The sequence below is a fragment of the Aquirufa sp. genome (assembly GCF_964796385.1).
Map to the genome: position 1 here is coordinate 1 of NZ_CBAUBA010000056.1, position 7,881 is coordinate 7,881.

At 39.8% G+C, this 7,881-nt stretch carries 8 protein-coding genes; 4 read left to right on the plus strand and 4 right to left on the minus strand.

The window, feature by feature from the left end; translation table 11 throughout:
- Position 1 precedes the first annotated feature (1 nt).
- A complete protein-coding gene (locus tag AC1W6K_RS11540) occupies positions 2 to 1,000 on the minus strand; it encodes a glycosyltransferase family 9 protein (RefSeq protein ID WP_481947599.1) in 999 nt (332 codons plus the stop codon).
- Positions 1,001 to 1,021: 21 nt separating this feature from the next.
- On the opposite strand from AC1W6K_RS11540, the gene AC1W6K_RS11545 reads away from it, so the two are divergent.
- The 3 genes from AC1W6K_RS11545 to AC1W6K_RS11555 are packed head-to-tail and all read left to right on the plus strand — an operon-like array spanning position 1,022 to position 3,333.
- A complete protein-coding gene (locus tag AC1W6K_RS11545) occupies positions 1,022 to 1,228 on the plus strand; it encodes a hypothetical protein (RefSeq protein ID WP_481947600.1) in 207 nt (68 codons plus the stop codon).
- The gene (locus tag AC1W6K_RS11550) at positions 1,179 to 2,174 is read left to right on the plus strand and encodes a ThuA domain-containing protein (RefSeq protein ID WP_481947601.1); all 996 of its coding nucleotides are present in this window, start codon (positions 1,179 to 1,181) and stop codon (positions 2,172 to 2,174) included. The genes AC1W6K_RS11545 and AC1W6K_RS11550 overlap by 50 nt, the downstream gene beginning before the upstream one ends.
- 25 nt (positions 2,175 to 2,199) lie before the next feature.
- Positions 2,200 to 3,333 carry a Gfo/Idh/MocA family protein gene (locus AC1W6K_RS11555; RefSeq protein WP_481947602.1) on the plus strand — a complete coding sequence of 378 codons (1,134 nt, stop codon included), beginning with the start codon at positions 2,200 to 2,202 and terminating at the stop codon, positions 3,331 to 3,333.
- 29 nt (positions 3,334 to 3,362) lie between these two features.
- On the opposite strand, the gene AC1W6K_RS11560 is transcribed toward AC1W6K_RS11555, so the two are convergent.
- The 3 genes from AC1W6K_RS11560 to AC1W6K_RS11570 form a co-directional block, all read right to left on the minus strand.
- Complete coding sequence (locus tag AC1W6K_RS11560) at positions 3,363 to 4,517, minus strand: DUF6786 family protein (protein WP_481947603.1); 1,155 nt, start codon at positions 4,515 to 4,517, stop codon at positions 3,363 to 3,365.
- A 92-nt stretch (positions 4,518 to 4,609) separates the two neighbouring features.
- A complete protein-coding gene (locus AC1W6K_RS11565) occupies positions 4,610 to 6,934 on the minus strand; it encodes a TonB-dependent receptor (RefSeq protein ID WP_481947604.1) in 2,325 nt (774 codons plus the stop codon).
- 64 nt (positions 6,935 to 6,998) lie between these two features.
- Positions 6,999 to 7,346 (minus strand): hypothetical protein, encoded by a 348-nt coding sequence (locus tag AC1W6K_RS11570; RefSeq protein ID WP_481721611.1) that lies wholly within the window; start codon positions 7,344 to 7,346, stop codon positions 6,999 to 7,001.
- Positions 7,347 to 7,482: 136 nt separating this feature from the next.
- Between AC1W6K_RS11570 and AC1W6K_RS11575 the strand changes: the two genes are divergently transcribed.
- Positions 7,483 to 7,881 (plus strand): aldo/keto reductase (locus AC1W6K_RS11575; protein ID WP_481947605.1); only part of this gene is annotated, 399 nt, incomplete at its 3' end.

Consider the following 7,881-nt stretch of genomic DNA (forward strand, 5'->3'; position numbering starts at 1 on the left):
CTTATAATTTTTCAAGATTTATTTGTGTTTTTTGGACTGCGTCAAATAAGGCTATTTTAACTGTTTCTAGAGACAATTCCTCAGCCTTCCCACTGGGATTAAATAATATGTTAGCCACATCTGGATTTTGATATGCCCCCGAATAGGAACGATAGGTCTTGAAATTTTGAAATTCGCCACAAATGACGAGCGCAGGGATTTTAAATGCGTTTGCTATGTGTGTGGGACCAGAATCTAAGCCAATAAAAAAAGAAGCCCCGCGGATAATTTTCATGGAATCGATGAGTGAGGTTTTGCCAACCAAGCTTTTAAAACCAGGTCTCTCAAAAGGCAATGGATTTTTTTGGCCAATTTCAACACATTGAATAGACCAAGTGTCCATCGCAAAATTGAGTAAGGACAACCAATAATCATCGCGCCAGTCACGCATTCCATTATTTGATTTGGTATGAATTACCCAATATGCACCCTCAAACGGCAAAGAATACGGAATCTGATCTAGGTAAAGCTGGGGTTGTATGTTTAATTTTCCTAAATCGGCTAACTGCGATGCGACTTCTAACAACGTGTGTTCGTGATAATAGTTGTCTAATCGAAGGTTAAGCGCATCTGCCTTGGGGTTTTTGATACTAATTTTGGTTACCGAATCTTGCCTAAAGTCCGACAAATGCAAAGCGAAAAAATGATCAAATGGATTTAAACGAAGTAGTATATGTGTTAGTAATGTGAACTTTTGCTCCCACATGCGGTCGACCAATGGGTGAAATTGGAAAATAGGAAAATAAGATGGGTGGCAAATCCAAGTTATGTGTACGGGATGATATTTAGCGGCCAACTCAGGTAAAATAGGCTCCGAGGCGATAATATCTCCCAAGTCGCCATCCATAGCTATACCAATAAAAATCTTTTTCGGGTTTTTCCAGCGCTCTAATTGAATCCAACCAAACAAGCGCACAACATACAAAATGACTTGGATCCAATAAAGAAAAGATTTCAGCATTTGTAGTAAACTAGTAAATGAATGCAGCTAATTTTAACTGTAATTTTGAATGTTTTCGAAGTTAAAAATATTTCATTCAAAACAAAAACATCAAAATATTGCAAAGGAAAAAAAGAAAATTTAAATTCGAAGCAAACCTATTTAAATCAATTTTTTGCAACGCATCACCCTTTGACCTATGAAAAAGAAACCTTACATGTGGATGATGTTCGTCCTACTTCAGATTAGCTTGTTGACAATTGTTTCGCCTACATGCAACGCGGCACCCTTTAAAAAATCACCCATTAAAACCTTAATCGTTGACGGTCAAAACAACCATGATCAATGGGCGAAAATAACGTTTATGATGAAGCGTTATTTAGAGGAAACGGGGAAATTTACCGTAGATGTTCAACGAACAAAGACTACTTGGAATGGAAAGGAGTATCTGACTAAGTATGTGATTCCTGGCGTTTCTGCCTCAGTCGATCTTCCTAAATCACAAATGGATTCAAGTTTTCATCCCAATTTTAAAGCCTACGATGTCGTGATTTGTAATTTTGGTTGGAATGCCGCACCATGGCCCAAGGAAACACAAGCAGATTTTGACCAATTTATTAAAAATGGTGGCGGATTAGTAGTCCTACATGCTGCAGATAATTCATTTCCAGAATGGTCAGCCTATAATCAAATGATCGGAATAGGCGGTTGGGGCAATCGAACAGAAAAAGACGGTCCTTATGTATATTTTGACCTAAACAACAAAGAAGTACGCGACTCAAGTCCTGGTCGGGCAGGTTCCCATGGGCCCCAAAAAGAATTTCAAATTACCATTCGCAATGCAAATCATCCCATTACTAAGGGTATGCCAACAACTTGGATGCATACGCAAGATGAAATGTATGATCGGTTAAGAGGCCCCGCAGAAAATATGGAGGTCTTGGGAACTGCCTTTTCTGCGGTGGAAAATAAGGGATCAGGCCGACATGAACCCATGTTGTTGACTATCAAATACGGCAAAGGTCGAATTTTTCACACGCCTATGGGCCATGCGGATTATTCAGTTAACTGCGTTGGATTTATCACTAGCCTATTACGTGGTACCCAGTGGGCGGCAACCGGAAAAGTAGATATCCCTATTCCAGCTGATTTTCCAAAATCAGATTTGTCACAATCCCGTCAATTTAAAGATTAACACCCATTTTTAACCCTTGAATACCATGCGTTCTCGTAGAAAATTCCTACAGTCACTTTCTATACCCATGATGGCTGCACCCTTTGCAGCTACGGCTTCACAAGAACTTGAAAATTTCAAATTGGCCAATACGCCAGTCGAGGAATCAAAAACAGCGGATGGTCCAATCCTCCGCGTAGCCTTGATGGGATTAGGTGGATATTGCGATCGAGTAGCCAAAGCAATACAAGCATGTCCCCGCGTGAAAATCACAGGATTAATCAGTGGAACACCTACTAAATTAGTTGCCTGGGGAGCGAAATATCAAGTTCCCGAGTCTAGCCGATATTCCTACGAAACGGTGGATCAGATTAAAGCCAACCAAGAAATTGATGCGGTTTATATCACCACACCCAATGCCTTACACAAGGATAACGTTATTCAAATAGCGCGAGCCGGAAAACACGTCATTGTAGAAAAACCGATGGCCCTAAATGCGAAGGAAGGAAAAGAAATGGTGGATTATTGCAAGACAGCTGGAGTACATTTAGTAGTTGGCTACCGCATGCATCTAGAACCCAAGACATTAGAAGTAGTCCGCAAGCGTCGAGAAGGCGAATTTGGCCAGATTTTATTTTTCCAAGGCCTATCAGGTTTTGTCATTGGCGACCCCAAACAATGGAGATTAAATAAAGCCTTGGCTGGAGGAGGATCCATGATGGATATTGGTATCTATTCTGTGAACGGAGCACGCTATATGATTGGAGAAGAACCTATCTGGGTCACAGCCCAAGAAACAAAGACTGATTTTAATAAATTTAAAGAGGGTGTTGACGAGACCATTCAATTTCAAATGGGTTTTCCAAGTGGCGCAATTGCCTCCTGTTTATCTACCTATGCCTTAAATAATTTGGATCGCTTTTTCTTGGATGGGACAAAGGGATTTGCGGAGCTGAAACCAGCCACTGGCTATGGCCCCATTATGGCTCGAACGCATCAAGGTGAAATTGAATTTCCACATGTAAACCATCAAACAGTCCAAATGGATGAAATGGCGAAATTTATTTTGGACGGCAAGCAACCCATCATTCCCATGAATGGCGAGGAGGGCTTACAAGATTTGCGGATTGTTGACGCTATTTATAAAGCTGTCAAAACTGGCAAAAAGGTTACTATTTAATTTTTCGATAAATTCAACCAACAGCCAACTTATTTTATTTGATCCACGCGAATACCAAATACATGCAAACTGATTTTATCTAATGCATTTTTGTCCCCCGTAAAATGAATCGTTCGGTGGTGGTGTGTCAAGGTTTTTCCTGGTTGCAATGCCGCAGCTGGTGATGAGCTCTCAATTTCATAAAATTGGCCTAGCTGAGTACCATTGTTAATGCCATCGTTATATGCATTTACAGCGTCACCCTGTAATGGATCAGCTTGAAGCTCCCATTTCCCATTCAAATAGGGTGAATGATCATTCGGCAAATCAAATTGAGCCACCGTCAAAACCTGTTTTTCAGCATCATAACTCCCAATAAACGGCAAAGCCCGCGCAGGTGAAATACCTATTTTACTTCGGTACTTCGCATCTGCCTTGAAGAAAATAACGCCATTTTCATTCCGCAATCTCGTGGATGGAACTTGACCAAAATAATCATCCGTATAGATGGGCCCTTCCCCATCCGTTTTGAATGGTGCCACCACAACTGTTTTCTCCGTCGCGTTTAACATACTTAATATCCAAATAGAAAGCATCCCATGCGTCTCATTCCATTGCTTTTCCCCTGTATTCGTAATCGAATTAGTCGTTTCAAAACCGACCATTTTTAGGTCGCCTGATGGATTAATTCCAATCAAAGTTTGAATATTCGCGGGAGTTAATAAGCGTATATCCCGATTTACGCGTAAGTATAAATCATTTCCAATGTAATTCTGAAAATGCATATTTTGCACAAATTTAGCTTCTGTTCTTGTCGCAGATTGGACTTCAAAAGGAGAAGAATCTAATTCTTTGGGAACTTGCCAATTTTCAAACGAAAAATCTTTGCCCTGCTTAAAATAGACAGAAAATTGTCCTCCCTCCGGGCCTAACCAAAAACGCTCCTCCCCTCCGAAGGCCGTCATATGCTTGGAAATCTTGCGCGAAGCTAATAAATCATAATTAAGCCAACCGAACGAAATTCCTTTGTCTCCTGCCGCGGTGCTCGTCATCACCCGACCTTGCAAAGCTGGTGAAATAATCACTTTGGCATCTCCTTTTTCATCCTCCAAAACAAGTATTTCAGGTTCACTTTTTTTAAGAAATTCCAAATCAAAACCAAAAGATCCTTTAGTAGAAGGTACAGGAGCACAAGAATTAAGCATAATTAAACAGCAGATTAAATATTTCATCAGGATAATGACTAACTAAAATTACAAGATTTACGAAGTTACTAAAAAGTGATATACTCAGTTCTCTAAAAATCTAACCGCGTACTCAATATGGGTACCATCGGCAAAGCATAGCGGTACGCAAGCGCTTTTATCGCCGAATCATACCGTTCTTCAATCACATTATTGGTATTCAAACTATTTTGTACGTCCGCTCGAATAGACCAAGTATGCCCTTTACGATTAATTTTATAAGCAAGTGAAAAATCAAGTCGGTTAAAATTAGGGTATTGAGCCTCATTGATTTTTGCCGACTGCAATATGGTTGTATTTCTTTTAATGGATTCGGGCAAATTGACGGGCGTATATCGATTACCGCCACGCAACATGTAGTGAAAATTGATCGATAGCGTTTTTTGTTTATTCAATTGGAAATCTTTACCTACCAACAGATTCGCAGCAAACAAATTATTAAACTGTGTATTTCGCCAAATTAAATTTCTGTTCTGGTATTTTGAGTCAAACAATGAAGCCGTGAGTAAGTAATAAAAATCATTCGCAAAAAATCGCTCCAACGTAAATTCCAACCCTTTATTTATTCCTTTTCCCTCATTAACCAATACTTGAGAAGGAATTCCTGAGCTGTAATTGACCATCGAAAAAACACCATTTCGCGCTGAATCAATAGGTACTTGTTGAATATCCTGCCAATATGCCTCAATTTTTAGTCGGGTCGACTCCCCTAGCAGTTGGTCAAACGAAAGCACTTGATGCATGGAACGCGAAGGAATTATGGATTTATTTGGTTGAACAAATATTCCTGGACTTGGGTACCTTTTATATAAATAAATGGAAAGCGGCTCTAAACGGGAATGCCAACCAAGACCCAGGCCAAATCGGCCACCCGTCTGATTTTGGAATGAAATAGCCATGCGCGGTTCCAGTGCCTTTGCCCCATTTAAACTAAAATGATACGCGTGAAGTCCGATGGTACTTTGAAGAAAAGGAGTCCATTTTTGGGTTACCTGTGTAAATACTTGCGAATAATAAGTCGCATCGGATTCCTGTAAATAATTCACGAGAGCCCTACCATTCCAACGATTTTCTTGTAGATCAAAACCTAACCTACTGAGAATAAAACCTAGTTTTAACGTTGTAGCACTTGACACTTTATGTAAATAGGTGGAATTAAGCCGCCAATTGGGGTAACGATAGGACTGATTTCGAATACTCCTCCATTGCGAATTTAAAATTTCATCTCGATCAAATTGGGTAGATTCTTGTGTAAAGGCCAGGTTACTAGATAAATTTCCATGCTTCATGGGTAGTTTATGCCCTACGCCAAAAACACCTATGAATCCAGAAGAATATTCCCTCGTCTTAATTTTTTCATCCTCAGTGTCATTGGAGCCCATTAAGCCCCAAAAGCTAAGCGTACCAGCCTTTTTAAGTGGAACCTCAATCGTGTAGTTAACGTCACGATACGCAGGCTTGAAATTTCCCGTATTAATACGTACCAAACCCGATTTTAAGAGTAATTCTAACGTTGAATACCGCGCACCTACTCGGTAAGAACCACCCTGTTTTCCCAAGGGTCCTTCCAATGCTAAATCAATTCCAACCACAGAAAGTTGGGCCATCCACTCTAATTTCTCATTATTTCCTCGGCGAAAACGTAAATCAAATACACCGGAAGACGCGTTTCCATATTCCGCAGGAAATGCAGAAGTCATAAAGTCAGAGTTCGCTAAACTTGTCGAATTAATCATGGAAATAATTCCACTCGTTGACCCTTGACCATCACCAAAATGATTGGGATTGGGAATTTCAATACCCTCCATACGCCACAATAAGCCTTTTGGTGAATTTCCTCGGATAATGATTTCATTATTTTGATCTGAACCGGCATTACTAACACCTGCAAAATTCAAAGCCATTCGTGCCGGATCTTGAAATCCACCGGCATATCTATTTGCTTCAGCCAATGAAAATTGCCGCGTACTAATTAAAGCCGATTCATTCAAAGCCTGATCCTTTCGCTTCTCAGCAACAATTCTCACCTCACGTAGGTAAACAACTTTTTCCTCCATTTCGATCGGAAGAACTATCTCTTTACCACTGGTGACCTCCATCATGGGTATTTCATACGGAACATAGCCCAATCGGGAAAAAGTAACTTTATAGCGACCTATCGGAGTTCTTGCAAAATTGAATCTCCCCATCGAATCTGAAAAAACAACTTGTTGGTGAGGGGAAATTCGCACACTTACACCAGCTAACGGCTGAAGTGTTTCTTTGTCAACAATGCGTCCTCGAATATTTTGTTCTAGACTTTGACAGATAAGTTCATGGCTTAAAAACAAAAAACAAGCCATAAATACCCTCCGAATGATGGAATTAATTGTAGACATCAAATCAAATTTTTACCAAAGTACAGTGGGTCAAAAAATATAGCAGAACGGAGACTCATTCACTTTAGGGAAGAATTAAATGAATCTCATATCGAAGTCCTCGTTCAGCACGAATGAGCACGTTCCCGGAATCATCGATATCAGTTGGCCTAAAATTCGCAACAAACTCCTTATCAATTTTATCAAATGAAATATGAATGACTTGACAGCCTTGAATATCAACAACCGTTGAAAACGGAAAACTTTTCAAAGGCTTCTCGGATTGAATAGCGATTATGTTAGCTGGAAAAGGTCCATCCTCGAACGTACACCCAAAATTAGGACTCTTACGCTGTTCTTGATTTTTTTGCGCGTGTAATTGAGAACACCCCAATAAGCAAAGGAAAATAAGTAGGCTGATTTTCAATGTCATTTTTATTTTGTCAAATATCTAGGTTTTTGTATGATTTTTCACCGTCCTCTTTTAGTTTTATCTCTAAAATTAATTTTCAATTGTTGGGAATTTCCCATAAGTTTATCAGATTCTTTAAACCTATTTTATATTACCTATGGAATACCGGAAATTAGGAAAAACGAATGAACTCGTTTCTGTATTGGGATATGGAGCGTCTCCGCTGGGAAACGTTTTCGATGTTGTGGATGAAAAGGAAGGAATGCAGGCGGTACATTATGCGATTGATCATGGTGTTAATTTTTTTGATGTATCTCCATTTTACGGAATTACCTTAGCGGAAACGCGCTTGGGAAAGGCTTTAAAAGGAAAGCGAAATGATTTATTTGTCGCGACCAAATGCGGTCGTTACGACCTGCAGGTTTTTGATTTTTCAACCAAGCGAATCATGGCTAGTATTGATGAATCCCTACAGCGCTTACAGATGGATCATGTCGATTTATTCCAATTGCATGACATCGAATTTGTTTCCAAGGAGCAAATTTTAAATGAAGCC

Excerpts from the sequence above, each read along its gene's own strand:
- AC1W6K_RS11545 (WP_481947600.1), top strand. The coding sequence starts at position 1,022 with ATGCAGCTAATTTTAACTGTAATTTTGAATGTTTTCGAAGTTAAAAAT.
- AC1W6K_RS11550 (WP_481947601.1), top strand. The coding sequence starts at position 1,179 with ATGAAAAAGAAACCTTACATGTGGATGATGTTCGTCCTACTTCAGATT.
- AC1W6K_RS11560 (WP_481947603.1), bottom strand. The coding sequence starts at position 4,517 with ATGCTTAATTCTTGTGCTCCTGTACCTTCTACTAAAGGATCTTTTGGT.
- AC1W6K_RS11555 (WP_481947602.1), top strand. The coding sequence starts at position 2,200 with ATGCGTTCTCGTAGAAAATTCCTACAGTCACTTTCTATACCCATGATG.
- AC1W6K_RS11540 (WP_481947599.1), bottom strand. The coding sequence starts at position 1,000 with ATGCTGAAATCTTTTCTTTATTGGATCCAAGTCATTTTGTATGTTGTG.
- AC1W6K_RS11565 (WP_481947604.1), bottom strand. The coding sequence starts at position 6,934 with ATGTCTACAATTAATTCCATCATTCGGAGGGTATTTATGGCTTGTTTT.
- AC1W6K_RS11570 (WP_481721611.1), bottom strand. The coding sequence starts at position 7,346 with ATGACATTGAAAATCAGCCTACTTATTTTCCTTTGCTTATTGGGGTGT.